The sequence below is a fragment of the Leifsonia sp. KNZ13-11D genome (genome assembly GCF_056754895.1).
On record NZ_JBPGWU010000001.1, the window covers coordinates 524,471 to 550,997 of the forward strand.

The following is a 26,527-nucleotide window of genomic DNA, read 5'->3' on the forward strand; positions in this document are numbered from 1 at the left end:
CCTAACCTGGCGGGACGCCGACGTCGACCGACGCGCGTGCGGCGGCGTGGCCACCGTGTCCGCCGCGTCGTCCACCCAGAGGGAGGCACCGGATGGGCAGGCACTACGATCTCGCGGTGGTCGGCGCCGGCATCGTCGGGCTCGGCCACGCCGTCGCGGCCCTCCGTCGCGGCCTCACGGTCGCCGTCGTGGAGCGGGCCTCCACGGTCAACGGAGCGTCGCTCCGGAATTCGGGTCACCTCTGCCTCACCGGGCAGGACGGCGAGGCACGCGCCTACGCTGAGCTCGCCCGCGAACTCTGGTTGACTCTCGCCCCCGAGGCCGGTTTCTGGCTGCGCGAGTCGGGCGCGGTCGTCGTCGCCCGGGATGCGGACGAACTGTCGGTGCTCGAGGAGTTCCGCGAACGTCGCGGCGGCCACGACGTGCGACTCCTCGGACCGGCGCAGGTGCGCGAGAGCGCGCCGCTCGCGGACGGCGTGGCGGTCGGCGGGGCCTTCCTGCCGTCCGACCTGCAGGTCGACCCGCGCGAGGCCGCCCCGGCGATCGCCCGCTGGCTCGACGCGCACGGGGTCGACGTGTTCTGGCGTACCACGGCGCTCGCCGTCGAAGCGGGCGCGGTGCACACCAGCCGTGGCCGGGTCGCCGCCGAGGCGGTCGTCGTGGCCGTGGACGCGGATGTCGACCACCTGTTCCCCGGCATGGCGGATGCGCACGGCATCCAGCGCCGCGGGCTCGACATGCTGCTCATCGATGCGGCGCTGGACGCTCCGCTCTCCGCGCCCCTCCTGACCGGATGGTCGCTGCTCGAGCAGACGGCCTTCTCCCGGACCCCGAGCGCGCGCGCCCTGCGCGACCGGCTGGTGGCCGAGCGACCCGCGCTGGCGGCGCTGGCCGCAGACGTGTCGCTCGTACAGCGCCCGGACGGCTCGCTCGTCATCGGGTCGACGGCTCACCAGGGCGACGACGCCTCGCCCTTCCAGTCGGAGGCCGCCTTCGAGGCGCTGCTCGACCAGGCGCGCGACCTGTTCGGCGCGGTGCCGCTGCGCGTCCGCGAACGCTGGCAGGGCGTCCATGCGGCCGCGCCCGACGACTTCCTCGTCGCGGCGCCGGCCCCGGATGTGCGGGTCGTCTCCGTGACGGCCGGTATCGGGATGACCACGGGGCTCGGTCTCGCCGACCGCGTCGTCGACGAGCTGTTCTCGGACGCGCCCGGCTCCCTCCTCCCCGCAGGCGCGACGCGCGCCCGTTAGTCCCGACCGCGACGAAAGGCACCACCGTGACCCCCGACGGACGCATCACCAGCGAGTTCGACGACGTGACGATCGACGGCGCCCTCGCCGCGGGCGGCGAGCCGGCCGCGGGCCTCGACGACGAGGAGTGGGACGCGTTCGACGACGGGCCCGACGAGTTCCCCGGGGGCGACGACCGTGATGACGACGACCTCGCCGACCTCGAACTCGTGGTGCTCGGCCTGACGGGGACCACCGTGCTCGACGACGGCGCCGGTGCGCCGCGCGCCGTCCCCGGGGCGGAGGATCTCATCCACCGGCTGCGGGCCACGGGCGTGAAGGTCGCTCTCGTGAGCGGCTCGCCGCGTCCGGCGGTGGACCTCCTCCTCGACGCCGTCGGCTGGACCGGGATCGCCGACGCCGCGCTCTCCCCGGAGGACGCCGGCCGGGCGCATCCCCTCCCCGACCTCCCGCTGACCGCGCTTCTGCGCACCGGTGCCTCCAGCGTCGAGGGGATGGTCGTGGTCGCCGACACGGCGGACGGCATCTCTGCGGGGATCGCCGCCGGCGCGGGACTCGTCGTCGGCGTGCTGACGGGCGCCGATGGTGAGCAGGAACTCGTCGAGGCCGGCGCGGACGCGGTCGTGCCGAGCGTCGCCGACCTGGCGGAACTGCTCGGCTACGAGCACACGGCTGCCGATCGAGCCTCCGGCCGCGCCGACGGCCGCGCCGCCGGCAGCGGGGACGTCGCAGCCGACCGCCGCGCCGACCGCCATGCCGAGGGGGCCGGCGACCGGTGACGATCAAAGCGGTCACCCCACGCGTCGTCGCACCGCCGGCGCGCCTGGGGATGGGGGTGAGCGCGTACCCGTCGGCCACCGCGATGGTGTGGCCGGGGGAGGGGCACACCCACGAGGCGGTCGCCGTACCCGGCGTCCGGCTCGCCCCCGGCGATGTGCTCGCCCAGGTGGAGCTCGCCACAGTGTGCGGCTCCGACATCCACACGGTCCTCGGTCACCGGCAGGCGCCCGCGCCGCTCGTGCTCGGGCACGAGCAGGTGGGTCGTGTCGTCGCGCTCGGCCGGGGCGGCGCCAAGACGACCGACGGTCATCGGGTCGAGCTGGGGGAGCGCGTGGTGTGGTCGGTGGCGGTTCCGTGCGGGCGCTGCGCCCGCTGCCGCCGCGGGCTGCCGCAGAAGTGCTCCAACCTGCAGAAGTACGGCCATGAGCGGATGCGGCGGGGTTGGGAGCTGTCGGGCGGCTTCGCGACGCACACGCACATCCTCGACGGCACGCCGTTGGTGCGGGTGCCGGAGGACATCCCTGCCGCCGTGCTCGCACCGGCCTCCTGTGCGACGGCGACCGTCGCCGCCGCGGTGGAGGCGGCCGCGGCGATCGTGCCGCTCCCCGGCGCGCTCGTCCTGATCGCCGGGGCCGGGATGATGGGACTCACCGCCGCGGCGATGGCCACGGATGCGGGCGCCCGGGTCGTGGTGAGCGACCCCGTCCCGCACCGACGGGAGGCCGCTCTCGCGTTCGGTGCGGTCGCCGTCGCGGACCCGAGCCCGGACGCGGACCACATCCTGTCCCTCCCTGCCGTGCTGCCCAAGGCCGGAGGTCGCGGTGCGGCTCCGGTCGCCGCCCTGGAACTCTCCGGGAGCCCGGCGGCCGTGCGGACGCTGCTCGACGGTCTCGACGTCGGCGGAGTGCTGGTCCTGGTCGGCTCCGTCTCGCCCGGGCCGGACCTCGCAGTCTCCCCCGAACAGCTCGTGCGCCGCCTCCTCACCATCCGCGGCGTCCACAACTATGCGCCCCGGCATCTGGAACAGGCCGTGCGGTTCCTCGCCGGCGCCTGGCAGCGATACCCCTTCGCGGAGCAGATCGGCGAGACGTTCCCACTGGCCGAGGTGGATCGGGCGCTCGCGTCGGCCGCGTACCCCCGGGCCGGGGTGCGGCCGTAGCCTGGGTGGATGCTCGACCGCTTCTTCGACCTGATCCGGGAGGTCCCGGCTGCGGACGACGCCGAGCTGCTGTTCGGCTTCGACGAGCTCGGCCGACTGCGCGAACGCAATCTGCGGCGCTACCTCGAGGCGCCGCACGCGCCCATCCTGCTGCTCGGCGAGGCGCCCGGCTGGCGCGGGATGACCGTCACCGGCGTGCCCTTCACCTCGGTGCGCGAGGTGGAAGCTGGGGTGCTGCCGGGGCTGGAGCTGCCGCTGGAGCCGCAGGCTCCGTGGGAGGCGTCGAGCCGCGTCTTCTGGCAGACGATGAGCGCCTGGCGCGGTCCGCTGCCGCTCTCCTGGCCGGTCTACCCGCACCATCCGTTCGTGGCAGGACGGCCGCTGAGCAACCGGACGCCGCGCTCGTCCGAGGTGCGCGCCGGCGGCCCGGTGGCGGAGGAGCTGATCCGCGTGCTCGGCATCGAGACCATCGTGGCCGTTGGGCGCAAGGCGCAGGGCGCGCTCGCCGAGGCGGGGATCGAAGCACCAGCGGTGCGGCACCCAGCGCAGGGCGGCGCCCGCACGTTCACGGAGCAGCTGCTCGCCCTCAACCGGGCGATGCTCGACGGCTGAGCGCCGGTCTCGGCGCAGGTCGCCGCGCCCGGCTAGATCGCCTGGGCGCCCCGGTGCTCCGCCGTCTTGTCGAGGTAGACCGCGGCGTTCCGGCGGATGCCGTCCAGCTCGTCGTCGGTGAGCTCCCGCCGCACCTTCGCGGGAACGCCGGCCACGAGCGACCGCGGCGGGATCACCGCACCCTGCGTGACGACGGCGCCCGCCGCGATGAGCGAGCCGCTGCCGACCGTCGCCCCGTTCATCACGGTCGCGCTCATCCCGACCAGGACGTCGTCCTCGATCGTGCACCCGTGCAGTACGGCGTTGTGCCCGACCGAGACCCGGTCGCCGACGGTCAGCGGGAAGTCGGGGTCGGCGTGCGCGGACACGTTGTCCTGCAGGTTGGAGTCGCGGCCGATGCGGATCGGCGCGTTGTCCGCCCGCACCACCGCGCCGTACCAGACGCTCGCCCCGGCCTCCAGGGTGACCGCTCCGACCAGTGTCGCGCCGGGTGCCACCCAGGCGTCGGCGTCGACGTGCGGAGCCCGGTCGCCGGGCAGTGCATAGAGCATCCGGTCAGTCCTGCTCTTCGTCGGCTTCGAGCGCCTCGTCTGCGTCGACCGAGGAGTCGTCGGTCTCGGTCGCGCGGATCGCCGCCTCGGCCTCCTCGGACTCCAGTGCCTCCGCGTCGCGTTCGCGTCGGTGTTTCGTCATCGCGCACCTCCACGAGGCAGCGTAGCCGCCGGGCGCGGGGAGCGGTTGACCCGCATTGATCGACGCGGTATATTCCTCGCGGAATAATCAAACCGGAATACACATGGCTGAATCACGCATCCTCACCCCTCTCGCGGTCGCCGCCCTCGCGCTGCTGGCCGAAGGTCCGTCGCATCCGTACGAGATGTACCAGACCCTCATGCTCCGCTCGGAGGATCGCCTGGTGAAGGTCCGGCCGGGCTCGCTCTACCACACGGTCGACCGCCTCGCGCGGCACGGCCTGGTGCGGGCGACCGGCACCGAGCGCGAAGGCAACCGGCCGGAACGCACCAACTATGCGATCACCGAGGAGGGCACGCTCGCCCTCGGTGAGCGCATCGCCGAGATCATCGGCACCCCCGTGAACGAGTACCCGGAGTTCCCGCTCGCGCTCGGGGAGGCCCACAACCTGCCGGTCGAGACCGCCGTCGCGCTGCTCCGCAAGCGCATCGGCCTCATCCGGGCCGACATCGCCGCCTACGACGAGGGGATCCGCACGCTGCGGGCCAAGTCCGTCCCGGCGAAGTACTGGGTGGATGTGCGCTACCAGCGCGCGATGGCGGAGGCCGACGCGGCCACGCTCGAAGCCCTCATCGACGACCTCGAGTCGGGAGCGATCTCCTGGGTCGAGGAGAAGCACTGAGCGACACCGCTCTCAACAGGAAGAACGTGACATGGAACGCGCACTGAAGCCGTGGCCCGCCCTCTGGGCGCTGGTCATCGGGTTCTTCATGATCCTGATCGACACCACCATCGTGTCGGTCGCCAACCCGTCGATCATGAAGGGTCTCGACCTCGGGACCGACTACAACGCCGTCATCTGGGTGACGAGCGCCTACCTGCTCGCCTATGCGGTGCCGCTGCTGATCACCGGCCGTCTCGGTGACCGCTTCGGCCCGAAGAACATCTACCTGATCGGGCTCGTGATCTTCACCGGCGCCTCCGCCTGGTGCGGATTCGCCGGGCACATCGGCATCCTGATCGCGGCCCGCGTGGTGCAGGGCCTCGGCGCGGCTCTGATGACCCCGCAGACGATGGCCGTCATCACGCGGATCTTCCCGCCCGACCGTCGCGGTGCGGCCATGGGCCTCTGGGGCGCGGTCGCCGGCGTGGCGACGCTCGTCGGCCCGCTGCTCGGCGGCATCCTCGTCGACACCCTCGGCTGGGAGTGGATCTTCTTCATCAACGTGCCGGTCGGCATCGTCGCGTTCATCCTCGCGGTGCGGCTCGTGCCCAAGCTGCCGACGCACACCCACAGCTTCGACATCCTCGGGGTGATCCTGTCGGCGGTCGGCATGTTCCTGCTGGTGTTCGGCATCCAGGAGGGCGGCACGTACGACTGGGGCGTCATCTGGGGTCCGATCTCGGTGTGGGGCCTGATCATCTCGGGCATCGTCGTGCTCGCGGCGTTCATCGTCTGGCAGGCCGTCAACAAGAAGGAGCCGCTGCTCCCGCTGCCGCTGTTCCGCGACCGCAACTTCTCGCTCGCGAACGGCGCCATCACGACCGTCGGCTTCGCGGTGACCTGCATGGCCCTGCCACTGGTGTTCTATTTCCAGACCGTCCGCGGGCTCACCCCGACCCAGTCCGCGCTGATGCTCGCCCCCACCGCGGTGCTGTCCGGCATCCTCGCGCCGCTCGTCGGCCGCCTGATCGACCGCGTCAACCCGCGCAACATCACCACGCCCGCGCTGGTGCTGTTCTCCTTCTCGCTGTTCCTGTACTCCCGGATGCTGTCGCCGGACGTCAACATCTGGCTACTGCTCATCCCGAGCTCGCTGCTGGGCATCGCGATGTCGGGCGTGTGGGGACCGATCTCCACCACGGCGACCCGCAACCTCCCGATGAACCAGGCGGGCGCCGGGTCGGGCGTCTTCAACACCACGCGCCAGATCGGCGCCGTGCTCGGCAGCGCCTCGATCGCCGCCCTGATCGAGAGCCGCCTGGCCGTCGACCTGCCCAAGGCCCCGGGCGGGGCGGCCAACGCGAGCGGGGCCGCCTCGGGCACCGAACTGCCGCAGTTCCTGCACGCGGGCTTCACGCAGGCGATGTCGGAGGCCCTGCTGCTCCCCGCAGCGGTCGCCTTCCTCGGCGCGCTGATCGTGATCTGGTGGGAGCGGCCGAAGCCGCGTGCGTGGGGCGCGGGTGCGTCGGCGGGTGCCGGTGCGGCGGCGGGCTCGGGTGCGCCGGCGGGCGGGGGTGCGTCGGCGGGTGTGGGTGCGTCGGCGGGCGGGGGTGCGTCGGTGGGTGCGGGTGCGTCGGTGGGTGCGGGTGCGTCGGTGGGTGCGGGTGCGTCGGCGGGTGCGGGTGCGCCGGCGGGTGCGTCGGCAGGCGCGGGTGCCGCACGTGCGGCTGTCGGCGCTGGCGCTGCCGAGGCTGCCGCGACCGGCGCGCCGCAGTCCGGTGCCGCGAGCACTGCCGCCGAGGCGACCGAGCCGACGCACGGTGCGCACGCCGCGCCCGCTCCGGTGGATGCGACGCCGCACGGCTCGCACGCCGCCCCCGTCCCGCCCGCGACGGACGTCGCCCCGGGCGACGAGCCGCCCCACGGCATCCACGCCGCGCCGGTCACCGACTGACGCGGACTCACGCACGACGGAGCGCCGCACCCTTCGGGGTGCGGCGCTCTGCGCATCCCACCCCCCCCGGATGTCGCCCTCCGGCCCCACGATTTGTGCCAAATCTAGGGAAACGCGCCGCATAACCACGATTTGCGCCAAATCTTGGCCAAGTCCCGCGCGCCCATTCGTGCCGAATGCGGCGCAAGCGCGTCCCGCAGCGACGGTTCGTGCCAAATGTTGCGAGAGGCCGCTGCGCGGCGACGATTCGTGCCGAATGTCGCGAAGCCCGCTAGCCGCGAAGTGACGATTCGTGCCGAATGTTGCGAGAGGCCGCTGCGCGGCGACGATTCGTGCCGAATGTCGCGAAGCCCGCTAGCCGCGAAGTGACGATTCGTGCCGAATGTTGCGAAAGGCCGCTGCGCGGCGACGATTCGTGCCGAATGTCGCCGAGCCCACCAGCCGCGAAGTGACGATTCGTGCCGAATGTTGCGAAAGGCCGCTGCGCGGCGACGATTCGTGCCGAATGTCGCCAAGCCCGCTAGCCGCGAAGTGACGATTCGTGCCGAATGTCTCGGCAGCGGCAGCGGCAGCGGCAGCGGCAGCGCCGCGCGCCCTACGCCTTCAGGCCCACCGCGGGCAGCACCACCCCGTCGATCAGCGACAGCAGGAACTCCCGGTCGACCGGCTTCTGCAGGATGAGCACGCGGTACGCCGTCATCGACGGCATGATCATCGCGAGCGTGTCCACGTCCGTGTCTGCCGGGATCTCGCCTCGCTCGATCGCCCGGCGCATGAAGACCCTGTTCACGGATGCGCGCGGCTCGACGATCGCGGCGGTGACGGCGTCGACCAGTTGAGGGTCCCGCGCGAGCATCGACGTGATGCCGGCCATGACCTGGAGCTTCTTCGCGCCGTCCTGGATGGCGTGTGGGCGGATCATCGCGACGAGGTCCCCGCGCAGGCTGCCGGTGTCGGGCAGGTTCTCGAGGTCGATGTCGTTCTTCTTCATGCACGCGATCGCGTCGACGACGAGGTCGCCTTTTGAGGCCCAGCGCCGGTAGACCGTCGCCTTTCCGGCCTTCGCGCGGGCCGCGACCATGTCGATCGTCATCCCGTCGTAGCCGGTCTCGGCGAGCACATCGAGGGCGGCTTCGAGGATGTCGGCGTCGCGCGTGTGGTCGCGTCGGCGGCCCAGGCGCGGGGCCGAGCCGTCGGTGTCGAGCTGCGTCATTGCGGCTCCTTCAGGTCTGGTCGATGCATCCAGACCATTGTAAGGTTAATTTTAGAACTCGGGAGATCCGAAACTGATGAGTTTCGTATATGCTGACGCTCATGTCGCAGACTTCCTCCGTCACCGCGGTCTCACCCGAACCGCCCGGAACCGCCGTTCCGCACTCCCAGCGCTGGTGGACGCTCGTCACCGTCGCCCTCGCGCAACTCATGGTGGTGCTCGACTCCACCGTCGTGAACATCGCCCTCCCTTCCGCTCAGCAGGACCTCGGCTTCTCGAACGCCGACCGCCAGTGGATCGTCACCGCCTACTCGCTCGCCTTCGGCAGCCTCCTGCTGTTCGGGGGCCGCATCTCGGATCTCATCGGCCGCAAGCGCGCCTTCATCATCGGCCTCATCGGGTTCGCCGGCGCCTCCGCGCTGGGCGGTGCGGCGGGGACGTTCGGGATGCTCGTCGGCGCCCGCGCGCTGCAGGGCGCGTTCGGCGCGCTGCTGGCTCCCACTGCGCTGGCCGTGCTCACGACGACCTTCACCATCCCGAGGGAGCGGGCCCGCGCCTTCGGCATCTTCGGCGCGATCGCCGGGGCCGGCGGCGCGGTCGGCCTGCTGCTCGGCGGCGTCCTCACGCAGCAGTTCAACTGGCGCTGGAACCTCTACATCAACGTCCCGATCGCCATCATCGCGATCATCGGCGCCGCCCTCTTCGTCACCTCGGTGAAGCGCTCCGGGCCGCGTCCCAAGCTCGACGTCCCGGGGACGCTGCTCGTCTCCGCCGCGCTCTTCTCGCTCGTCTACGGCTTCTCGAACGCCGAGACCGACGGTTGGGACTCGCCGCTCACCTGGGGGTTCCTCGGCGCCGCCGCCCTGCTCCTGGTGGTCTTCGTGCTGTGGCAGCGGCGCGCCGCGCATCCTCTGCTCCCCCTGCACATCGTGCTCGACCGCAACCGCGGCGCGTCGTACAGCTCCATCCTGATCGCGGGTTCCGGGATGTTCGGCATCTTCCTCTTCGTGACCTACTACCTGCAGACAACGCTGAAGTTCACGCCCATCCAGACCGGCCTCGCGTTCCTGCCCATGATCGTGATGCTGGTGACCGCCGCCCAGTTCTCCACGAACCTCTTCGTTCCGCGGTTCGGGCCGAAGGTCATGGTGCCTATCGGCATGGTCATCGCCGGCTCGGGGATGGTGTACCTCACGCACCTCGGAGTCACCGCGAACTATGCCACCGACATCCTGCCGCCGCTGATGATCCTCGGCGCCGGGATGGGCTCGATCATGCCCGCCGCCATCCAGACCGCCACCCTCGGCGTCGACCGTCACTTCGCGGGCGTCGCCTCCGCACTCGTGAACACCAGCCAGCAGGTCGGCGGCTCGATCGGCACCGCGCTGCTGAACACGCTGGCGGCGACCGCGGCGACCGACTACCTGGCCTCGCACCTGCCGCCGACGCCGGCGGTGATCCAGGATGCGGCGGTGCACAGCTACGCGACCGCGTACTGGTGGGGCGCCGCGTTCTTCGCCTTCGGCGCCGTGCTGTCAGCCCTCCTCTATCGGCGCCGTTCGCAGGGTCTCTCCCTGGCCACCGGCCGGGCGCCGGCCCTCGGCGAGGCGCCGGTCGACGAGACGCCGCTGCCTGCGGCGCACTGACTCAGGCCGGGAGCGTCTCCGCCGCGGCCTCGGTCGCCTGCGCTGGCGCTCCCGGCTCCGCGACGACGCGCACGGCATTCGCCCACGGGTCCTCGAACGTGACCGAGCGCCCGTCGTCGCGGGCGGGGACGCTGTAGTGCCGCATCCGCTCGGTCAACTCCCCGAGGTCGTCGGCCGAGGGCACGCGGATCTCGACCTCGCCGAGGCCGAGCGCCAGCCGGCGGCGGCCGGCGCCGCGACTGTTCCACGTGTTCATCGCCATGTGGTGGTGGTAGCCGCCCGCGCTCACGAACAGGGCGCTGCCGCCGAGGCTCGCCGTGGTCTCGAAGCCCAGCCGGTCCACGTAGAACGCGCGAGCCGACTCCACGTCGCCGACCGAGAGGTGGACGTGCCCGACGGTGGCGTCGCCGAACGGGTCGATCCCGTCGGCGTCGGCCAGCGCGACGCCCCGGTCGGTGAGGTGCTCGGTCAGGAACCGGCTCGGGTCGAGGTACAGCGTCGCCATCTCCACCTGGCCGTGGGTCCAGCTCCACAGGCTGCGGTCGCGGTCCCAGTACAGCTCGACGCCGTTCCCTTCGGGGTCGGTGAAGTAGAACGCGGTGCTCACGAGATGGTCGGCGCTGCCGGTGAAGGTGCCGGGGGCGCGGCGGCCGACCGAGTAGACCGCCGCGGCCAGTGCCTCCTGGGTGTCGAAGACGATCGCGGTGTGGAACAGCCCCGCCTCGCCGGGCGACGCCTGACGCAGCTCGGGCGCGTGCTCCAGGATGACCGCCGGGGTGGCGCCGCGGCCCAGGATGACGCGGTCGCCCTCCGCCGCGAGCACGGTCAGCGTGACGGCATCGCGGTAGTAGCGGGTCATGGCGTCCAGGTCGGCGACGCGGAGGGTCACGGCTCCCATGGCGGAGTCGGCGGGCAGGAGTTCGGGCATGGACGCATCAACGCCTGAGGGATGCGAGAAATTTCACGTCTCGATCGCTCCGCCGTTCTCGGCAAGGTAGCGGCGCAGGGTCAGCGCCGGGTCGGCGGCCTGCTCGCGGCGGTAGCGGGCGAAGTCGAGCTGGTCGCGCAGGGACGAGCCGCCGCGCATCCGCCCGGCCTGGGCGCCCTCCACCGACTGGATGCGCGCGGCCTCCGCGAACAGCGCGTCGCGGTCGGCCGCCGCCAGCATGAGGACGCCGTCGTCGTCCGCGACGACCCAGTGCTCGGGTGTGACCGTCACCCCATCCAGGAAGGCCGACCGCATCGCGGTGCCGGCCGGGGGCACCCGGCGGGGACCGAAGGGATGCGCGCCGCGGCTGAACACCGGCAGCCCGATCTCGCGCAGCTGGGCGGTGTCGCGGTGCCGGCCCCAGATGACCGCGCCGACGAGGCCGGCGGTCGCCGCCTCCAGCAGCATCAGGTCGCCGACGCAGGCTTCGTCGTCGCGGCCGCCGTTGTCCACGACCAGCACGGCTCCGGGAGGCGCGTCGTCGATGGTCTCGAGCAGCACATCCACGCTGCCGAGGTGGGTGACCGGGGCGGCGGGTCCGGCGAAGGGGCGCCCGGGGAGCAGGGGAACCAGGCCGACGGGTGCTGTTCCGATGGGGATGCCGAGGCGGACGGCGGCGTCGGCGACGGCCGCCGTCGCGGGGAGGGTGATCGGGTCCATGACGGGACGCTATACCGCCCGGCATGCTCGCGGAGGAATAGCAGCGGAGGAAGCTCCCGCGCCGCGCACCGCCGCTCGGCGCTACTCCCCGGTCAGCCGCTCCAGCAGCTCGCGGTAGCGCGCCGCGGTGCGCTCGACGACATCCTGCGGCAGCGCCGGCGGCTCACCGGTCTTGTCCCAGTTCGCGGCGAGCCAGTCGCGCACGATCTGCTTGTCGAAGCTCGCCATCCGCTCCTCCGGCGTGGTCCCGGCCGCGTAGGCGGCGGCATCCCAGTACCGGCTGGAGTCGCTGGTCAGCACCTCGTCCGCGAGCGTGATCTCGCCGGTCGCACGGTCGGCGCCGAACTCGAACTTGGTGTCCGCGATGATGACGCCGCGCGCCTCCGCGATCGCGGCTCCCCGCCGGTAGACATGCAGGGACAGGCGCCGCAGCTCCTCGGCGACCTCGGCGCCGACGAGCTCGACCGTGCGCTCGAAGCTGATGTTCTCGTCGTGCTCGCCGAGCGGGGCCTTCCACGCGGGGGTGTAGATCGGCTCGGGCAGGCGGTCGCCGTTGCGCAAACCCTCGGGCAGGGGGATGCCGCACACGCTCCGGCTCTCCTGGTACTCTGCCCATCCGCTCCCCGCGAGGTAGCCGCGCACGACGCACTCGACCGGGAACATGTCGAGCGGCTTCACGAGCATGGAGCGGCCGGACACCGCCGCGGGGATCCGCTCGACCACGCGCTCGCCGACGAGGGTGTGGTCGGGCACGAGGTGGTTCGGGACGTCGTCCAGCCGGTCGAACCACCACAGGCTCAGGGTGGTGAGCAGTTCGCCCTTGTCCGGGATGCCCGGCTGCAGCACGTGGTCGAACGCGCTCACCCGGTCGCTCGCGACGACGAGCACACTGTCGGCGTCGACCAGTCCCTCGGCGCCCTCGGGCACGTAGAGGTCGCGCACCTTGCCCGAGTAGACGTGGACCCATCCCGGAATCTCGCTCACCCGTCCATCGTAGGGCGGCCAGCGAGGCCGGGATGCGTCAGGCCAGCAGCTTCGCCTTCGCCGACGCGAACTCCTCGTCGGTCAGCACGCCCTGCGTGTGCAGGGTCGCCAGCTGCTGCAGCTTCGTCATCATGTCGTCCTCGGCGGGAGGCGCCGCGACGGCGGGCTGCTGGGGCGCCTGCTGCGCTGCCGCCTGCTGCGCCATCTGCTGCATCTGCATCTGCTGTTGCTGCTGCTCGTACTGCTCCTGTTCGTACTGGTTCTGCGCCTTCTCCTGCTGGTGGCGCTGCACGCTTCCGGAGACCGCGGTCGCCGTGCCGGCGACCACCGCCGTGCGCGCCGCCATCCCGATCAGTCCCGGGCGTCCCATCCGTCGCAGTGGCATGGTGTCCTCCTCAGCTCTCCGTGCTCTCGAGTTCTTCGTACGCCTCGGCCGCCACCGCGTTCAGCACGGGTGCGGGGATGCGCTCGCTGTGCAGCACGACACCGCCGGATTCGAAGAAGCGGCTCGCCAGCTCCTTCGCCCACAGGTGCTCGATCACGAGGATCGCGCCGGTCGTCCCAGGCTCGAGCAGCTCGGCGATCTGCTGTACGTCCTCGTCGCCGGCGAGACCGCTGCCCTCGAGCGTGATGTCGGTCATCCCGATCTCGTCGCCGATCTCCTCCAGCTCGATGATGTCGATGCTCCCGTCCTCGTGACGTTCGACGAACACGAGGTCGAGCAGGCGGACCGTGCCGCTCGCGACCAGGTCGAGGATCGCCTGAACGACGCCCGCCGACGGGCGGTCCGTATCGAACGCGGCGACCATGAATTCCGCCGGACCGTACTCGAAGTCGGCCATGTCTGCCCCTTTCCCAAGCGGCCCTCGTCGCTTTTCACGGGCACCATACTGCGCGGCCGACCGGGCTGGCTACGCACCATTTGACTGCTGACGGCGGAGGTTGATGTGTCCGGTCACATCCGTAGGATGTAGGGGTGCGAACGGCCGGCCGGCCGGCGACGATGACCCGAGGAAGGGCCGCGATGGGCGAGAAGAACTGGGCAGGGAACTACGAATACCGCGCGGCGAGGATCGCGCGCCCGACCACGCTGGAGGAGCTGAGCGACCTCGTCCTCGGCTCCGCGGCGGTGCGCGCGCTCGGCAGCCGGCACTCGTTCAACGACCTCGCCGACACCGAGGGCGTGCTCATCAGCACGGCGGATCTCCCGGGCGACGTGCGTATCGACGAGGCGGCACGGACCGTGACCGTCGGCGGCGGCGTCCGCTACGGCGACCTGGCGCGGGAGCTTCAGGACGCGGGATGGGCGCTGCACAACCTCGCGTCTCTCCCGCACATCTCGGTGGCCGGCGCGATCGCCACGGCGACCCACGGCTCCGGCGACCGAAACGGCAACCTCGCGACCGCGGTCGCCGGGCTCCGCATCCTGAACGGGTCGGGCGAGCTCGTGGAGCTGCGCCGGGGCGACGAGGGCTTCGACGGCGCCGTCGTGAGCCTCGGCGCGCTCGGCGTCGTCACGGACGTTACCCTCGACATCCGCCCGACCTTCGACGCCCGCCAGCGGCTCTTCGGCGGTGTGCCCTGGGACGCGGTGCTCGGCCGGTTCGACGAGATCACCTCGGCGGCGTACAGCGTCAGTCTCTTCACGACCTGGGACGAGGAGGCGGTCTCACTCGCCTGGCTCAAGGAGCTGGCCGGGGTCGAGACGCTGATCGAGGACGACTTCTTCGGCGCCCCGGCGCTGACCGAGCCACGGCACATGATCGCCACGATGGATGTGCGCAACACCACCGAGCAGCTGGGCGTGGTCGGCCCGTGGAGCGAGCGGCTCGCTCACTTCCGGTTCGAGTTCACGCCGTCGAACGGCGAGGAGATCCAGTCCGAGTACCTGGTGCCGCGGGCACGTGCCGTGGATGCGATCGAGGCGGTGCGGGCTCTCGCGCCGCTGATCGCGCCGCTGCTGCAGATCAGTGAGATCCGGACGGCCGCGGCCGACGACCTCTGGCTGTCGAGTGCGTACGAAACCGACGTCGTCGGCCTGCACTTCACCTGGTTCCGCGACCAGGCCGGGGTGGAGGCGGTGCTCCCCGACCTGGAGGCGGCTCTGCTGCCGCTGGGCGCGCGTCCGCACTGGGGCAAGCTCTACGTCGACCGCGACGGGATCGTCCCGACCCTCTACCCGCGCCTCTCCGACTTCGCGGCTCTCGCGTCCCGCTTCGACCCCGCCGCCCGCTTCCGCAACCCCTTCCTCACCCGCCTCCTGCCCTGACCCCGCTCCGCCCCCCGTCGAGTACACGATTTGTGCACGCGACGCGCCGCGAAGGCGTGCACAAATCGTGTACTCGACGGAGGGGCGGGGGAGCAGACGACGCGGGTCAGGAGACGCTGGCGGCGATGTCGGTGCGGTAGTGGGAGCCGGCGAGGTGGATGCGGGAGAGGGCCATGTAGGCGCGCTCGCGCGCCTCGGCGAAGTCGGTGCCGCGGGCCACGACGGACAGCACGCGGCCGCCCGTCGCGAGCAGCTCCCCGGTCGCCTCGTGGAGCACGGTCGCGGCGTGCGCGATGGTCACCTCGGGCACCGCGGCCGCCTCGGCGAGGCCGGTGATCGGACGGCCGGTCTGCGGCGCCTCCGGGTAGCCCTCGCTGGCGAGGACGACGGTGACGGCGGTGTCGAGCGCGAACTCGGGACGCGGCATCCCGCCGAGCCCGCCGGTGGCTGCGGCGTAGAGCAGGGTGGACAGCGGGGTCACCAGCCGCGGCAGCACCACCTGGGTCTCCGGGTCGCCGAAGCGCGCGTTGAACTCGATCACGCGGATGCCGCGATCGGTCACGATCAGGCCGCAGTAGAGCAGGCCGATGAACGGGGTCTGCTCGGCGGCGAGGGTGCGGACGGTCGGCAGCGCGATCGTGTCGATGACCTCGTCGACGAAGCCCTCCGGCAGCCAGGGGAGCGGGGAGTAGGCACCCATCCCGCCGGTGTTGGGCCCCGCATCGCCGTCGAGCAGGCGCTTGTAGTCCTGGGCCGGGGAGAGCGGCAGCACGTCGTGGCCGTCGCTGACCAGGAACAGCGACACCTCCTGGCCGTCCAGGAACTCCTCGACCAGCACGCCGCCGTGACGCAGCCAGTGGGTCGCATGCTCGACGGCTGCGGCGCGGTCCTCCGTGACGAGCACGCCCTTGCCGGCGGCGAGACCGTCCGCCTTGACGACGTACGGCGCGCCCAGCTGGTCGAGCGCGCGCTCGGCCTCGGCCAGCGTCTCGGCTCGAACTGCACGGCCGGTCGGAACGCCGGCGGCATCCATGATGCGCTTCGCGAACGCCTTCGACCCTTCGAGTTGCGCGGCGGCCTTCCCCGGACCGAACACGGGGATGCCGCGGGTGCGCAGCGGATCGGCCACGCCGGCGACCAGCGGGGCCTCCGGGCCGATGACGACCAGGTCGACGCCGTGCTCGATCGCGTACTCGGTGACCGCCTCGCCGTCGAGCGGGTCGAGGTCGGTCTCGACGCGCACATCCTGTGCGATGCCCGCATTGCCGGGCGCGGCGACGATGTCGTGCCGCTCCTCCTCGCTGAGCAGCGCTGCGATGATGGCGTGCTCGCGGGCACCGGAACCGAGGACGAGAATCTTCACGCCACCATGCTAGAGGGAGCGGATGCCGCGGCTCGGCCGGTGGAAGGATGGGACGCATGGCGAGAGCGAAGATCGCGGACGACGTCGGCGGCGCGGCCGTCCGGGCCGCCGTCGCGGGCGGGGCGTCCCGCGAGACGACGGCGACGGCTGTGCGGTACCTGCTGCAGCTTCTGGCGGAGCGCGCGCCCGGCAACACGGTCGAGGTGCGGGTGCCGCCGTTCGGAGCGGTGCAGTGCATCCCCGGTCCGCGTCACACCCGGGGGACGCCGCCGAACGTCGTCGAGACGGATGCGGCCACCTGGCTCGCCCTCGCGTCGGGGTCGCTCAGCTGGGAGGAAGGCATCGCCTCCGGCGCCGTCCACGCCTCGGGTCAGCGCGCCTCACTGGAGGGACTCGTCCCCCTGCGGTACTGACGCGGCTGTGCGGGTGAAGCCGTCACCGGTGGACGCCGATCGTCACGGCGACCACAGCGGCGCCGACCATCAGCACCGCGAACGCGCTCAGGCCGACGGCCGTCGCGACCTCTCCGACGGTGGTGCGCGCCCGCCCGGAGGACCGCATGGATGTGCTCATACCTCTTCAGACGGGGCATGGCCGCGACCTGTGACGCCCGACGGCCGCCCAGTTTCGATCTGGGAGAATGGAGCCTATGAGCGACACCCCCCAGGACGAGCCGGTCGATGACGTCGAGGAGACCGTCACCCCGGCCGAGGTGCGGGTGCGGCGCTCGCCGCGGTACTTCCGGTTCATGATCACGGGCGCGGTGCTCTTCGCCGTCGTGGCGCTCGTCCTCACCTTCGCGTTCCCGGAGAACCCGACCTACGACCGCGGCAGCGTCTTCGGTTTCCTGCTGACGATCTGCGTCACCATCGGCGTCGCCCTGGGCGCGGTCGTGGCGCTCATCCTCGACCGCACCACCGCCCGTCGAGCGCGCAGCGTCAAGGCGGATAGAATCGATGTGCGCGTCACCGAGCCCGGGTCGTCGCCTGCACGGCGCGAGGGCTCGCAGCCGGAGCCCGGCACCTCGAGCAGCACGCAGAGCACCACCAGCGACACCGAGAGCTGAACATCCCGACTTCCTGAAAGGGGTCCGCTGTGGCCGGAGGCGACGGTCTTCTCAGTCACGATCTGCTACCCGGCGAGAAGGGACCGCAGGACGCCTGCGGTGTCTTCGGCGTCTGGGCCCCCGGTGAGGAGGTCGCCAAGCTCAGCTACTTCGGGCTCTACGCGCTCCAGCACCGCGGCCAGGAGTCGGCGGGCATCGCGACGAGCGACGGCGACAAGATCCTGATCTACAAAGACATGGGTCTCGTCTCGCAGGTGTTCAACGAGAACGCACTCAACTCGCTGCCCGGCCACATCGCCGTCGGCCACACGCGCTACTCCACCACCGGCGCATCCAGCTGGCAGAACGCGCAGCCCACGCTCGGGTCCACCGCCAGCGGCACCGTCGCCCTCGGCCACAACGGCAACCTGACCAATACGGCCGAGCTGATGCAGCTCGTGCACGAGCGCTACCCGCAGCACGACGGAGAGCTCTCCCGCGGCAACACGACCGACACGGCCGTGGTGACGGCGCTCCTCACCGGCGACCTCGACCACACCCTCGAGTCGACCGCCCTCGAGGTGCTCCCGCGCCTGCGCGGCGCCTACTGCCTGGTCTTCATGGACGAGCACACGCTGTACGCCGCGCGCGACCCGCAGGGCGTCCGTCCGCTGGTGCTCGGCCGGCTGGAGCGCGGCTGGGTGGTCGCCTCCGAGACCGCGGCCCTCGACATCGTCGGCGCCAGTTTCGTGCGCGAAGTGGAGCCGGGCGAACTGATCGCCATCGACGAGAACGGCCTGCGCAGCCAGCGGTTCGCGACCGAGAAGCGCGCCGGCTGCGTCTTCGAGTACGTCTACCTGGCGCGTCCCGACACGACGATCGCCGGCCGCGGCGTCTACGAGGCCCGCGTCGAGATGGGCCGCCGGCTGGCCGGCGAGCACGCCGTCGAGGCCGACCTCGTCATCCCGACCCCCGAGTCGGGCACGCCCGCCGCCATCGGCTACGCGCAAGCGTCCGGCATCCCGTTCGGCCAGGGCCTGGTCAAGAACTCCTACGTCGGCCGCACGTTCATCCAGCCGTCGCAGACCATCCGCCAGCGCGGCATCAAGCTCAAGCTGAACCCGCTCAAGGAGGTCATCAAGGGCAAGCGTCTGGTGGTCGTCGACGACTCGATCGTCCGCGGCAACACGCAGCGCGCCCTGGTCTCCATGCTGCGCGAGGCCGGGGCTGCCGAGGTGCACGTCCGCATCTCCAGCCCGCCCATCACCTGGCCGTGCTTCTACGGCATCGACTTCGCCTCGCGCGCCGAGCTCATCGCGACCGGTCTGGGAGTCGAGGAGGTGCGCCAGTCCATCGGCGCGGACAGCCTCGGCTACCTGTCGGAGGACGGCATGATCGACGCGACGGAGCAGCCGCGCGAGCGCCTGTGCACGGCGTGCTTCACGGGCAAGTACCCGATCGAGCTGCCGGATGCGCACCACCTCGGCAAGAACCTGCTGGAGCGTCCGGCCGTCGCCGCGACCGACGACGGTTCCGACGCCACGTCCGACGGCTGCGAGCCGGGCCCCGACTCCGAGCTGGAGCCGCTGCTCTCCTTCGGCGACCCCGCCCGCCAGGAGTGAGGCGGGCGGTGCCCGCCTCCGCGGATACGATGGAGCAGTGACCGACTCCACCGCCTCCTCGTCCGCCTCCTACGCCGCCGCCGGCGTCGACACCGCGGCCGGAGACCGGGCCGTCGAGCTCATGAAGGCAGCCGTCGGCCGCACCCACGGCCCCGAGGTGCTGGGTGGCGTCGGCGGGTTCGCCGGGCTGTTCGACGTGTCGTTCCTGCGCGACTTCCGCCGGCCGCTGCTCGCCACCTCCACCGACGGCGTCGGCACCAAGGTCGCCATCGCCCAGGCGCTCGACAAGCACGACACGATCGGCCAGGATCTCGTGGGCATGGTCGTCGACGACATCGTGGTGGTGGGCGCGCGTCCGCTCTTCATGACCGACTACATCGCCTGCGGCAAGGTCGTCCCCGAGCGGATCGCCGCGATCGTCGCCGGGATCGCCGGGGCCTGCGCCGAGACAGGCACGGCCCTCGTCGGCGGCGAGACGGCCGAGCACCCCGGCCTGCTGGGAGCAGACGACTACGACGTCGCGGGCGCCGCGGTGGGAGCCGTGGAGGCCGACGACGTGCTCGGCGCCGAGCGCGTGCGCGACGGGGATGCGGTGCTGGCGATGGCGTCGTCGGGGCTGCACTCGAACGGCTTCTCACTGGTGCGCCACATCCTGGCCGCGCGCGGCATCGGCTTCACCGATCGCTCCGAGGAGTTCGGCGGCGTCGCGGGTGAGGCGCTGCTCGAGCCGACCCGGCTCTACACCGGCCCGCTGCTGCGGGTGCTGCAGGATGCGTCCTTCGGTGGCGCGATCCACTCGCTCAGCCACGTCACCGGCGGCGGCATCGCCGCGAACCTCGCGCGGGTGCTCCCCGTCGGTTCGTGGGTGGAGGTCGACCGCTCGACCTGGTCGCCCACGCCGGTTTTCCGCATCCTGAGCGACCTGGCGGGCAGCAGTCTGGAGTCGAGCGAGGGCACGTGGAATCTCGGCATCGGCATGTTCGCGGTCGTCGCCCCCGAGACGGCGGACGCTGTGGCGGCAGCACTGACCGCCGACGGCATCCCCACCTGGCGTGCGGGGACGGTCTCGACGGCCGCCCGCGACCTCACCGGCTTCGAGCAGGGCGCCAAGGGCGTCGACGGCGGCGCGGTGCGCCTCGTCGGCAGCTACGCGGACTGAGCGCACGTCACCCTTTTTGGTCGGAGCGCCGCGCTCCCGCCTGCCATTAGAGTGACGCGTGTGAGCCGACCGCACGCCCGACTTCGCCTGGCGGGTGCGGTGGCCCTCGCGGCGATCGGTGCGCTGCTGGGGGCGGCACCGGCTGCCGCGGCCGTGTTCCCCGCATCGTGGACGGGCACCGGCCCAGCGTCCGCCACCGGCCCAGCGTCCACCCCCGGCCCAGCATCCGCCACCGGCCCAGCATCCGCCACCGGCCCAGCGTCCACCCCCGCGCAGACCGATGCGCTCGCCCCGCTGGTCGACTGCGTTCAGGATGCGCCGCTCGGCGCGGTCTCATCCCGCACCGTGGTGCTCGGCTACCGCTCGACCGCCGCCGCCGCCGTGACCGTGCCCGCCGCATCCGGTGCGAACGACCTCACCGCGGGAGCCGCGGACCGCGGCCAGCCCTCGACGTTCGCGCCGGGCGAGCACCACGGCGTGTGGCTGCTCACCCTCGACTCGGCCGCCGAGCCCGACCTGACGTGGCGCCTCGGCTCCGCGGAGGTGCGCTTCGGCGGCGCTCCCGCCTGCACGGCGGCGACCGCGGTCGCGGTCGGCGCGCCGGACCGGGTCGGCGCGGGCGATACGGTCTCCGTGTCCGCCGCCGTGACCCGCATGCTGCTCGCGCCGCCCTCCACCGGCACGGTCGCCTTCGCGCTGGACGGCGGCCCAGCGGTGACGGCTCCCGTCTCCGCCTCAGGGGTCGCGCGGGCCGATCTCACCGTGACTGCCCCGGGTGCGCACACGGTCACCGCGACCTACCTGCCCGCCGACGGCTCGGGGCTCCTCCCCTCCGGCGGCAGTGCGACCGTCACCGCCACCGCGCCGAGCGCACCGCTCGAGGTCGCGGTCGGCTCGGTCGTGACCGGGAGCAGCAGCGTGCTGGTCACCGTCGCACGGGCCTCCGCCGAGGGTGCAGCGTCGGCCGACGTCATGACCGCCGACGGCACCGCCACCGCCGGCGCCGACTATTCGCCGCTGGCGACGGCCGTCTCGCTGGCCGACGGGCAGACCACCGCGACGGTCCGCATCGAGCTGCCGCCGCGACCCGCGGGCTCGCCCGCCGCGACCTTCTTCGTGCTGCTGCAGCGCGCATCCACCGCCGTCACGACCGGGTCGGCCACCGTCCGGCTGCCCGCCGTCCCCGCCGCAGCGCCCGCGACGGCGGGAAACGGGCCGAGCCGAGCCGGCGCGCTGCCCGGCCCGTCGTCGGCCCTTCCGCCGGACGACCCGACCGCCAGCGCACCGGCGACGGCGAACGCCGCACAGGATCTCGCCCTGCTGGCCGGCGGCATCCTGCTCACCGCCGGCGGCATCCTGGGCGTGCTCGGTCTGGTGCGCGCGGCGGGGATGCGCGAGGCGCGGGTATGACGAACGTCACGGTCGGATCCTGACACCGGCTCTGCGCACGCCGGGGTGCGCGCAGCCAGTCTGGAGGGGTGAATGAGACACCCGCCATCCGCCTGACCGGTCTGCGCAAGACCTTCGGGGCGCTGACCGCCGTCGACGGCGTCGACCTGACCATCCGTGCCGGCGAGGTCGTCGCCCTGCTCGGCCCCAACGGGGCCGGCAAGTCCACGACGATCGACCTCGCCCTGGGGCTCGCCCGCCCGACGGCCGGCGAGGCGCTGCTGTTCGGCCGCGCACCCCGCGAGGCCATCCGCGACGGCCGTGTCGGCGCCATGCTCCAAGGTGGCGCCCTGCTGCCGACGCTGACCGTCGCCGAGTCCGTGGCGCTCGTCGCCGCGGCGCACCGCAGCCCGCTGAGCGTCGCCGAAGCCCTGGAGCGCGCCCGCTGCACCGAGATCGCCCGGCAGCGCGTCGCCAAGCTGTCCGGCGGTCAGCTGCAGCGCGCGCGGTTCGCGGTGGCCGTGGTCTCCGACCCCGACCTGCTCTTCCTCGACGAGCCGACCGCGGCGATGGACGTCGAAGCGCGGCGCACCTTCTGGCAGTCGATGCGCGAGTTCACGGCGGCCGGACGCACAGTCGTCTTCGCCACCCACTACCTCGACGAGGCCGACGAGTACGCCGACCGCATCGTCATGATGGCGCGCGGCCGCGTGGTCGCCGACGGCACCCCCAGCGAGGTGAAGGCCGTCGTCTCCGGCCGCCGTATCCGCGCGACCGCCGGATTCGCGGCGACGACGGAGACGCAGCGGTCCCTCGCCGCCCTCCCCGGCGTGCGCACGGCCGACCGCCGCGGCGACCGGCTCACCCTGGTCAGCGACGACTCGGACACCACCCTCCGGGCGCTGCTCGCGGCGCACCCGGACATCCACGACATCGAAGTGACCGCGCACACGATGGACGAGGCCTTCCTCGCCCTGACCGAGGCGCACGACCCGCAGGGAGCCCGCTCATGAGCATCGCCTACCTGGGACGCGAGTCCCTCCGCCAGCTGAAGAACATGCGGTCGATGATCTTCACCCTCGCCGTTCCGCTCGTCATGCTGATCGCGTTCGGCGGCGCGTTCGGCGGGGCCGGTCAGGTGGATGCGACGACGCACCTGCCGTGGATCGTGGTCACCACCGTGCAGGTCGCCGCGTACGGCGGGATGATGGCTGCTCTCTCGCAAGCGTTCCAGATCGTCACCGAGCGGTCCATCGGCTGGAACCGGCAGCTCCGGATCACGCCGCTCAGCGGCACCGGGTACCTCGTCTCCAAGCTGGTGGCCGCCATCGCGCTGGCGCTGCTCAGCATCCTGGTCATCGTCGGTGTCTCGATCGCCCTCTACCATCCTGACCTCTCGGCCGGCAGCTGGATGCTCGCCGGTCTCGCCATCTGGTGCGGTGTGATCCCGTTCGCGCTGCTCGGCATCCTGGTCGGCCAGCTCGCGAAGCCGGAGTTCGCCCAGCCGCTGTTCATGGCGGTGTTCATGGGGATGGCCGTGCTCGGCGGGCTGTGGATCCCGCTCCAGGTCTTCCCGGCCTGGGTCGCCGACGTGGCGAAGGCCGTCCCCTCGTACTGGCTGAACCGCGTCGGGCAGCTCGGCGCCCTGCAGAGCGGCGACGCGCTCACTCCCGCGATCGTCCTGGCCGCCTGGACGCTGGCTCTGGGAGCGCTCGTGGTCTGGCGCTACCGGCGCGACGCCGCGCGCGGCTGAGCCCCTCCTCCCGCTCCTCTAAGGTGGCAACGTGTTCTCGCGCGACGTGATGGAGGTGCGCCCGATCGGCTGGCGGGCCCGGCTCGTCCACCCGGCGGCGTTCCGCTGGTACCCGGGAGCGGCCGTCGGACTGCTCTACCAGGCGTCTGTGCTGGTGGGCCTCTGGACGTCGAACGAGTCCCTGTCCGCGAAGACCGTCACCACCGCTCTGCTCGCCGTGGTCTACCTGGGTTTCCTCGTGCTGCCGCCGCTGCTGTGGTGGGAGAGCGAGCGCGTGCGGCTGATCGGGGTCGGCGCCTACTTCGTCCTCACCCTCACCCTGTTCCCCCTGATCGGGACCGTGGCGTGCTGGACGTGGGTCTACGTGGCCTGCGTGGCGGGGATGGCCGTGGGGCGCACCGTGGTCTCCCTGACGATCATCGGTGCGCTCGGCGCCTTGCAGTTGCTCGTGCTGGGGCTGGGCGGCACGCTGGAGGACGACTGGTACATCGCGCTGGTGACGGTCTCCATCGGCGTCATGATGAGCGCGTTCGCGCGGCAGATCGACGCGCTGCGGCGGCTGCGGAACGCGCAGGGCGAGATCGCGCGGCTGGCGGTGATCGAGGAGCGCGCCCGCTTCTCGCGGGACATGCACGACGTTCTGGGGCACTCGCTGACGGTGGTGACGGTCAAATCGGAGCTCGCCCGCCGCCTCCTGCCGGTGGACCCAGGCCGCGCCGCCGAGGAGATCGCCGACATCGAGCGCCTGAGCCGGTCCGCGCTGGCCGACCTGCGTGCCGCCGTCGCCGGGTACCGCGAGATGACCCTCTCGACCGAGCTCGCGGCGGCGCAGGCGGGTCTGGCGGCCGCGGACATCCAGGCGCACCTGCCGCGCAACGGCGAAGACGTGGACGCGGACCTGCGGGAGCTGTTCGGCTGGGTGCTGCGGGAGGGCGTGACGAACGTCATCCGGCACTCCGGCTCGCGCAACTGCTGGGTGACGGTGGGGCCGGACTGGCTCGACATCGAGGACGACGGACGGGGAGCGACCGAGACCTCGGCGGTGCCGGCGCCCGTCGGCGCCCCGGGAAGCACGGCTTCACGCCGCGAAGGGTCCGGGTTGGACGGCCTGAGCGCCCGTGCGGCCTCCGTCGGCGCTCGGGTCATCCTGGGGGTGAGCCCGCGAGGCGGGACTCTGCTGAGTGTGAGGAGGACGGCGTGACCGAGCCCATCCGGGTGCTGCTCGCGGACGATCAGGCGCTGGTGCGCGGCGCCCTGGCCGCGCTGCTCGACCTGGAGCCGGACCTGCGGGTGGTGGCGCAGGTAAGCCGCGGCGATGAGGTCGTCGGCGCCGCGCGATCGTCGGGCGCGCAGGTCGCCCTGCTGGACGTCGAGATGCCCGGAGCCGACGGCATCCAGGCCGCCGCCTCGTTGCGCCGGGAGCTGCCGGAGTGCCGCAGCCTGATCGTCACGACCTTCGGCCGCCCGGGGTACCTGCGCCGGGCGATGGAGGCGGGAGCGTCCGGGTTCGTGGTGAAGGACACGCCCTCGGGGCAGCTCGCCGACGCGGTGCGGCGGGTGGCCGCCGGGCTGCGGGTGGTGGACCCGGCGCTCGCCGCGGAGTCGCTGGCTTCGGGAGCGTCGCCGCTGACGTCACGCGAGACGGAGGTGCTGGAGGTCGCGGGCGGCGGGGGGACCATCGTCGACATCGCCCGTCGACTGCACCTCAGCGAGGGGACGGTGCGTAACCATCTGTCCAGCGCCATCGGCAAGACAGGCGCCCGGAACCGGTCGGAGGCGGTGTCGATCGCGACGCGGCAGGGCTGGCTCTAGGGGTGCTGGCCCTGTGGCGCTGGCTCTAGGGGCGGTGGCCCTGGGGGCAAGGGGCGGCGCTACGCGCGCTTCGGGGTGCCCGTCTCCTCGTCTTCGTCGTCGTACTCGTACTCGTCCTCCGACTCGGTCTCCTCGTCGGTTTCGTACTCCGCCCACTTGGCGTACTGGTCGTCTTCGCTGTGGGAATGACCGGTCAGCTCACGCTCCAGGGCGTCGTAGTTCACGGAAGGACTGAACGACTTCAACTGGCGAGCGATCTTGGTGTGCTTCGCCTTCTGACGGCCGCGCCCCATGCGTGACCCCCTTTTGGTCCCAGCCCGCGCGAGAGAATCGCCGGGGATCGAATAAGAACAGTGAAAACTAGCATCGAGTTTAGCATGCGGGCCTCGTGGCACCCCGAGCCGCCGCACAGCGAGAAGTGGTGGGATGAGCGCGTGAGCACGACCAGGACCGACACCCAGGTGGTGGTGATCGGCGCAGGCCAGGCCGGCCTCGCGGTGGCGTATTACCTGAGGCGGTTCGAGCTGACTCCGGGGGTCGATTTCATCCTCTACGACCGGGGTCCGCGCACCGGCGGGGCGTGGCAGCACCGGTGGGATGCCCTCAAACTCGGCAGTGCCCATCACGTGAACGACCTCCCGGGAATGTCGGAGGTCGGCCTCAGCTTCGACACCGCCGACCGGTCGCTCCCGGCCCGCGACATCGTGGCCGGCTACTACCGTCGTTACGAGGAGCATTTCGGGCTGGATGTGCAGCGCCCGGTGACGGTGACCAGCGTCTTCGACCGCGGCGCCGACCTCGTCGTCCAGCACACGGCGGGCGAGACGGCGACGCGCATCGTGGTCAACGCGACGGGCACCTGGGGTGCGCCGTTCGTTCCGTACTACCCGGGCATGAACGACTTCCGCGGCCGGCACGTGCACACGTCGAGCTATCTGTCGGCGGACGAGTTCGCCGGCCAGTCCGTCGTGGTGGTCGGCGGCGGCACCAGTGCGATCGGCTTCCTGCTCGAACTCGAGGGAGTCGCATCCGCGCTGACCTGGGCGACCCGGCGGCCCGTCGACTTCCGCGACGAGTCCGAGCTCACCATCGAAGGCGGCGTCGCAGCGGTCGCGATGCAGGATGCGGCGGCTCGTGCCGGTCAGGCGCTGCCGTCGATCGTGAGCGGGACGGGCGTGCCCCGGACGCGGCGCATCGCCGCCGGCATCGAGCGCGGGGTGCTGATCGAGCGGGGGATGTTCTCCCGCATCGAGGCGAACGGCGTCCGCTGGCCGGACGGCTCGTTCACGCAGGCGGACGCGATCATCTGGGCGACCGGCTTCCGTCCCGAGCTGCGTCATCTGGCACCGCTGCGCCTGCGCGAGAAGTCGGGCGGACTGACCGTCGCCTCCGGCGCCTCGTGGCAGGACCCGCGCATATTCCTCGCCGGGTATGGGCCGCAGGCGTCGACGATCGGAGCCAACCGCGCCGGGCGCATCATCGCGCGCCAGATCATGGCGCAGCTGTAGGAGC

The 26,527-nt window shown here is 72.1% G+C and carries 28 protein-coding genes and 1 pseudogene; 18 read left to right on the plus strand and 11 right to left on the minus strand.

The window, feature by feature from the left end; genetic code table 11:
- Positions 1-92: 92 nt before the first annotated feature.
- Genes ACR9Y5_RS02685 through ACR9Y5_RS02700 form a run of 4 tightly spaced genes read left to right on the plus strand, consistent with a single transcriptional unit; the run spans position 93 to position 3,801 of the window.
- Complete coding sequence (locus ACR9Y5_RS02685; RefSeq protein ID WP_481296512.1) at positions 93-1,250, plus strand: TIGR03364 family FAD-dependent oxidoreductase; 1,158 nt, start codon at positions 93-95, stop codon at positions 1,248-1,250.
- 26 nt (positions 1,251-1,276) lie between these two features.
- Positions 1,277-2,029 (plus strand): HAD family hydrolase, encoded by a 753-nt coding sequence (locus tag ACR9Y5_RS02690; RefSeq protein WP_481296513.1) that lies wholly within the window; start codon positions 1,277-1,279, stop codon positions 2,027-2,029.
- Positions 2,026-3,189 (plus strand): alcohol dehydrogenase catalytic domain-containing protein, encoded by a 1,164-nt coding sequence (locus ACR9Y5_RS02695; protein WP_481296514.1) that lies wholly within the window; start codon positions 2,026-2,028, stop codon positions 3,187-3,189. The genes ACR9Y5_RS02690 and ACR9Y5_RS02695 overlap by 4 nt, the downstream gene beginning before the upstream one ends.
- A gap of 9 nt (positions 3,190-3,198) precedes the next feature.
- On the plus strand, positions 3,199-3,801 hold the full coding sequence (locus tag ACR9Y5_RS02700) for a uracil-DNA glycosylase (protein WP_481296515.1): 603 nt from the start codon (positions 3,199-3,201) through the stop codon (positions 3,799-3,801).
- Between the two features lie 32 nt (positions 3,802-3,833).
- Here ACR9Y5_RS02700 and ACR9Y5_RS02705 read toward each other — a convergent pair whose 3' ends face one another.
- Together ACR9Y5_RS02705 and ACR9Y5_RS02710 are read right to left on the minus strand one after the other, a co-directional pair.
- A complete protein-coding gene (locus tag ACR9Y5_RS02705; protein ID WP_481296516.1) occupies positions 3,834-4,352 on the minus strand; it encodes a gamma carbonic anhydrase family protein in 519 nt (172 codons plus the stop codon).
- 4 nt (positions 4,353-4,356) lie between these two features.
- A complete protein-coding gene (locus ACR9Y5_RS02710) occupies positions 4,357-4,494 on the minus strand; it encodes a hypothetical protein (RefSeq protein WP_481296517.1) in 138 nt (45 codons plus the stop codon).
- A gap of 103 nt (positions 4,495-4,597) precedes the next feature.
- Between ACR9Y5_RS02710 and ACR9Y5_RS02715 the strand changes: the two genes are divergently transcribed.
- Together ACR9Y5_RS02715 and ACR9Y5_RS02720 are read left to right on the plus strand one after the other, a co-directional pair.
- Entirely contained in the window at positions 4,598-5,176 is a 579-nt protein-coding gene (locus ACR9Y5_RS02715; RefSeq protein ID WP_481296518.1) for a PadR family transcriptional regulator, read from the plus strand.
- A 31-nt stretch (positions 5,177-5,207) separates the two neighbouring features.
- A pseudogene (locus ACR9Y5_RS02720) lies at positions 5,208-6,731 on the plus strand (DHA2 family efflux MFS transporter permease subunit); the annotation flags it as partial.
- A gap of 976 nt (positions 6,732-7,707) precedes the next feature.
- Here ACR9Y5_RS02720 and ACR9Y5_RS02725 read toward each other — a convergent pair.
- On the minus strand, positions 7,708-8,325 hold the full coding sequence (locus ACR9Y5_RS02725; RefSeq protein WP_481296519.1) for a TetR/AcrR family transcriptional regulator: 618 nt from the start codon (positions 8,323-8,325) through the stop codon (positions 7,708-7,710).
- A 101-nt stretch (positions 8,326-8,426) separates the two neighbouring features.
- On the opposite strand from ACR9Y5_RS02725, the gene ACR9Y5_RS02730 reads away from it, so the two are divergent.
- On the plus strand, positions 8,427-9,971 hold the full coding sequence (locus tag ACR9Y5_RS02730; protein ID WP_481296520.1) for an MFS transporter: 1,545 nt from the start codon (positions 8,427-8,429) through the stop codon (positions 9,969-9,971).
- 1 nt (position 9,972) lies between these two features.
- On the opposite strand, the gene ACR9Y5_RS02735 is transcribed toward ACR9Y5_RS02730, so the two are convergent.
- The 5 genes from ACR9Y5_RS02735 to ACR9Y5_RS02755 form a co-directional block, all read right to left on the minus strand.
- On the minus strand, positions 9,973-10,899 hold the full coding sequence (locus ACR9Y5_RS02735) for a VOC family protein (protein WP_481296521.1): 927 nt from the start codon (positions 10,897-10,899) through the stop codon (positions 9,973-9,975).
- Positions 10,900-10,932: 33 nt separating this feature from the next.
- Positions 10,933-11,619 (minus strand): RraA family protein, encoded by a 687-nt coding sequence (locus ACR9Y5_RS02740; protein ID WP_481296522.1) that lies wholly within the window; start codon positions 11,617-11,619, stop codon positions 10,933-10,935.
- Between the two features lie 81 nt (positions 11,620-11,700).
- Positions 11,701-12,603, minus strand: a complete 903-nt coding sequence (locus tag ACR9Y5_RS02745) for a phosphoribosylaminoimidazolesuccinocarboxamide synthase (RefSeq protein WP_481296523.1) — start codon at positions 12,601-12,603, stop codon at positions 11,701-11,703.
- Between the two features lie 37 nt (positions 12,604-12,640).
- A complete protein-coding gene (locus ACR9Y5_RS02750; RefSeq protein WP_481296524.1) occupies positions 12,641-12,988 on the minus strand; it encodes an SHOCT domain-containing protein in 348 nt (115 codons plus the stop codon).
- A 10-nt stretch (positions 12,989-12,998) separates the two neighbouring features.
- Positions 12,999-13,445 (minus strand): DUF6325 family protein, encoded by a 447-nt coding sequence (locus ACR9Y5_RS02755; protein WP_481296525.1) that lies wholly within the window; start codon positions 13,443-13,445, stop codon positions 12,999-13,001.
- A 182-nt stretch (positions 13,446-13,627) separates the two neighbouring features.
- Between ACR9Y5_RS02755 and ACR9Y5_RS02760 the strand changes: the two genes are divergently transcribed.
- Positions 13,628-14,872, plus strand: a complete 1,245-nt coding sequence (locus ACR9Y5_RS02760; protein WP_481296526.1) for an FAD-binding protein — start codon at positions 13,628-13,630, stop codon at positions 14,870-14,872.
- Between the two features lie 106 nt (positions 14,873-14,978).
- Here the strand turns inward: ACR9Y5_RS02760 and purD are convergent, their stop codons facing one another.
- Positions 14,979-16,235, minus strand: coding sequence for a phosphoribosylamine--glycine ligase (gene purD / locus ACR9Y5_RS02765; protein WP_481296527.1), 1,257 nt, complete (start codon positions 16,233-16,235; stop codon positions 14,979-14,981).
- A gap of 56 nt (positions 16,236-16,291) precedes the next feature.
- On the opposite strand from purD, the gene ACR9Y5_RS02770 reads away from it, so the two are divergent.
- The gene (locus tag ACR9Y5_RS02770) at positions 16,292-16,648 is read left to right on the plus strand and encodes a sterol carrier family protein (protein ID WP_481296528.1); all 357 of its coding nucleotides are present in this window, start codon (positions 16,292-16,294) and stop codon (positions 16,646-16,648) included.
- Positions 16,649-16,670: 22 nt separating this feature from the next.
- Here ACR9Y5_RS02770 and ACR9Y5_RS02775 read toward each other — a convergent pair whose 3' ends face one another.
- Complete coding sequence (locus ACR9Y5_RS02775; protein WP_481296529.1) at positions 16,671-16,808, minus strand: hypothetical protein; 138 nt, start codon at positions 16,806-16,808, stop codon at positions 16,671-16,673.
- Between the two features lie 76 nt (positions 16,809-16,884).
- Here ACR9Y5_RS02775 and ACR9Y5_RS02780 point away from each other — a divergent pair, with 76 nt between their 5' ends.
- The 8 genes from ACR9Y5_RS02780 (at position 16,885) to ACR9Y5_RS02815 (ending at position 25,015) form a co-directional block, all read left to right on the plus strand.
- Positions 16,885-17,301, plus strand: coding sequence for a hypothetical protein (locus ACR9Y5_RS02780; RefSeq protein ID WP_481296530.1), 417 nt, complete (start codon positions 16,885-16,887; stop codon positions 17,299-17,301).
- Positions 17,302-17,330: 29 nt separating this feature from the next.
- Entirely contained in the window at positions 17,331-18,902 is a 1,572-nt protein-coding gene (purF, locus tag ACR9Y5_RS02785) for an amidophosphoribosyltransferase (protein WP_481296531.1), read from the plus strand.
- A 37-nt stretch (positions 18,903-18,939) separates the two neighbouring features.
- Positions 18,940-20,061: a phosphoribosylformylglycinamidine cyclo-ligase gene (purM, locus tag ACR9Y5_RS02790; RefSeq protein WP_481296532.1), complete on the plus strand. Its 1,122-nt coding sequence runs from the start codon at positions 18,940-18,942 to the stop codon at positions 20,059-20,061.
- Positions 20,062-20,121: 60 nt separating this feature from the next.
- Positions 20,122-21,471: an Ig-like domain repeat protein gene (locus ACR9Y5_RS02795; RefSeq protein ID WP_481296533.1), complete on the plus strand. Its 1,350-nt coding sequence runs from the start codon at positions 20,122-20,124 to the stop codon at positions 21,469-21,471.
- Positions 21,472-21,539: 68 nt separating this feature from the next.
- The gene (locus ACR9Y5_RS02800; protein WP_481296534.1) at positions 21,540-22,463 is read left to right on the plus strand and encodes an ABC transporter ATP-binding protein; all 924 of its coding nucleotides are present in this window, start codon (positions 21,540-21,542) and stop codon (positions 22,461-22,463) included.
- A complete protein-coding gene (locus tag ACR9Y5_RS02805) occupies positions 22,460-23,203 on the plus strand; it encodes an ABC transporter permease (protein ID WP_481296535.1) in 744 nt (247 codons plus the stop codon). The genes ACR9Y5_RS02800 and ACR9Y5_RS02805 overlap by 4 nt, the downstream gene beginning before the upstream one ends.
- Positions 23,204-23,234: 31 nt before the next feature.
- On the plus strand, positions 23,235-24,404 hold the full coding sequence (locus ACR9Y5_RS02810; RefSeq protein ID WP_481296536.1) for a sensor histidine kinase: 1,170 nt from the start codon (positions 23,235-23,237) through the stop codon (positions 24,402-24,404).
- Complete coding sequence (locus ACR9Y5_RS02815; protein ID WP_481296537.1) at positions 24,401-25,015, plus strand: response regulator; 615 nt, start codon at positions 24,401-24,403, stop codon at positions 25,013-25,015. The genes ACR9Y5_RS02810 and ACR9Y5_RS02815 overlap by 4 nt, the downstream gene beginning before the upstream one ends.
- A 59-nt stretch (positions 25,016-25,074) precedes the next feature.
- Here the strand turns inward: ACR9Y5_RS02815 and ACR9Y5_RS02820 are convergent, their stop codons facing one another.
- A complete protein-coding gene (locus tag ACR9Y5_RS02820) occupies positions 25,075-25,308 on the minus strand; it encodes a DUF3073 domain-containing protein (RefSeq protein ID WP_481296538.1) in 234 nt (77 codons plus the stop codon).
- A gap of 141 nt (positions 25,309-25,449) precedes the next feature.
- Here ACR9Y5_RS02820 and ACR9Y5_RS02825 point away from each other — a divergent pair, with 141 nt between their 5' ends.
- The gene (locus tag ACR9Y5_RS02825; RefSeq protein ID WP_481296539.1) at positions 25,450-26,523 is read left to right on the plus strand and encodes an NAD(P)-binding domain-containing protein; all 1,074 of its coding nucleotides are present in this window, start codon (positions 25,450-25,452) and stop codon (positions 26,521-26,523) included.
- The last annotated feature ends 4 nt before the right edge of the window (positions 26,524-26,527 follow it).

Excerpts from the sequence above, each read along its gene's own strand:
- ACR9Y5_RS02685 (WP_481296512.1), top strand. The coding sequence starts at position 93 with ATGGGCAGGCACTACGATCTCGCGGTGGTCGGCGCCGGCATCGTCGGG.
- ACR9Y5_RS02700 (WP_481296515.1), top strand. The coding sequence starts at position 3,199 with ATGCTCGACCGCTTCTTCGACCTGATCCGGGAGGTCCCGGCTGCGGAC.
- ACR9Y5_RS02705 (WP_481296516.1), bottom strand. The coding sequence starts at position 4,352 with ATGCTCTATGCACTGCCCGGCGACCGGGCTCCGCACGTCGACGCCGAC.
- ACR9Y5_RS02710 (WP_481296517.1), bottom strand. The coding sequence starts at position 4,494 with ATGACGAAACACCGACGCGAACGCGACGCGGAGGCACTGGAGTCCGAG.
- ACR9Y5_RS02715 (WP_481296518.1), top strand. The coding sequence starts at position 4,598 with ATGGCTGAATCACGCATCCTCACCCCTCTCGCGGTCGCCGCCCTCGCG.
- ACR9Y5_RS02725 (WP_481296519.1), bottom strand. The coding sequence starts at position 8,325 with ATGACGCAGCTCGACACCGACGGCTCGGCCCCGCGCCTGGGCCGCCGA.
- ACR9Y5_RS02730 (WP_481296520.1), top strand. The coding sequence starts at position 8,427 with ATGTCGCAGACTTCCTCCGTCACCGCGGTCTCACCCGAACCGCCCGGA.
- ACR9Y5_RS02735 (WP_481296521.1), bottom strand. The coding sequence starts at position 10,899 with ATGCCCGAACTCCTGCCCGCCGACTCCGCCATGGGAGCCGTGACCCTC.
- ACR9Y5_RS02740 (WP_481296522.1), bottom strand. The coding sequence starts at position 11,619 with ATGGACCCGATCACCCTCCCCGCGACGGCGGCCGTCGCCGACGCCGCC.
- ACR9Y5_RS02750 (WP_481296524.1), bottom strand. The coding sequence starts at position 12,988 with ATGCCACTGCGACGGATGGGACGCCCGGGACTGATCGGGATGGCGGCG.
- ACR9Y5_RS02755 (WP_481296525.1), bottom strand. The coding sequence starts at position 13,445 with ATGGCCGACTTCGAGTACGGTCCGGCGGAATTCATGGTCGCCGCGTTC.
- ACR9Y5_RS02760 (WP_481296526.1), top strand. The coding sequence starts at position 13,628 with ATGGGCGAGAAGAACTGGGCAGGGAACTACGAATACCGCGCGGCGAGG.
- ACR9Y5_RS02770 (WP_481296528.1), top strand. The coding sequence starts at position 16,292 with ATGGCGAGAGCGAAGATCGCGGACGACGTCGGCGGCGCGGCCGTCCGG.
- ACR9Y5_RS02775 (WP_481296529.1), bottom strand. The coding sequence starts at position 16,808 with ATGAGCACATCCATGCGGTCCTCCGGGCGGGCGCGCACCACCGTCGGA.
- ACR9Y5_RS02780 (WP_481296530.1), top strand. The coding sequence starts at position 16,885 with ATGAGCGACACCCCCCAGGACGAGCCGGTCGATGACGTCGAGGAGACC.
- ACR9Y5_RS02805 (WP_481296535.1), top strand. The coding sequence starts at position 22,460 with ATGAGCATCGCCTACCTGGGACGCGAGTCCCTCCGCCAGCTGAAGAAC.
- ACR9Y5_RS02820 (WP_481296538.1), bottom strand. The coding sequence starts at position 25,308 with ATGGGGCGCGGCCGTCAGAAGGCGAAGCACACCAAGATCGCTCGCCAG.